Annotated in this window: 1 protein-coding gene; it reads left to right on the top strand. The window is 36.0% G+C overall.

The features are described 5' to 3' along the window. Positions 1–98: 98 nt before the first annotated feature. Positions 99–503: a hypothetical protein gene (locus DBR11_RS27430; protein ID WP_108555733.1), complete on the top strand. Its 405-nt coding sequence runs from the start codon at positions 99–101 to the stop codon at positions 501–503. Positions 504–689 lie beyond the last annotated feature (186 nt).

Below are 689 nucleotides of genomic sequence, written 5' to 3'. Positions count from 1 at the left end.
GTAACACAGATGTTGTTGTTGCGCAATTCCGAACATTGTCAGAAAAATGCAGGAACAGATTGGCTCACTTATTATAAGTTTATTTTAAACAGAAATACATGAATAACTATAAAATGATCGCCTTCATTATTTTAACTTCAGCAATTTTAAGCTGCAATAACAAACAGCCATTTGTTCCTGACTACGAAATGGGAATAGGAACCATCATAGGTATGGAAAACTGTAAAACAGATTTGTCGAAGAATGCTTGGTTAATTCAATTTCCTGGACCTAATCCATTTAACAAAATGTATGGAGATCAAATGACCTATAATGGTACTGCTTACAAGAATGTTGTAAAAACTTTCTCCCTTCCTGATTCCGCTAAAGTTTCAGGTAAGAAATATTCCTTTGAATTTTATCTTGAAGAAAGATCTTCTGCTGGGGCATGTGATGCTATAGATGCGGTTGATTTTAATCTCACAAAAATAAGGATAAGAAATGTGGCCAAGGCTCCAAACTAGCGCCCCTTCACATCCGATGACAAGGAGCTGCTGCTCAAGCTACAGAATGGGGAATATATTGCTTTCGAAAAAACATAAGGAAAAGATGGCGGTTGGTATTTTCAGGCCGGTTAAATCCTGGGATATGAAGTCTAATTGCATTTATATCAGCTAGTCAATAGAAATTGTGCAAATATCCCTTGAAAA

Source organism: Pedobacter sp. HMWF019 (assembly GCF_003061025.1).
Classification (GTDB): domain Bacteria; phylum Bacteroidota; class Bacteroidia; order Sphingobacteriales; family Sphingobacteriaceae; genus Pedobacter.
Note: the sequence above shows the minus strand (reverse complement) of the source record. Positions and strands in the feature narration are given on the sequence as shown.

What these genes read in the sequence shown, in the direction of transcription:
- DBR11_RS27430 (WP_108555733.1), top strand. Translation starts at nt 99, where the DNA reads ATGAATAACTATAAAATGATCGCCTTCATTATTTTAACTTCAGCAATT.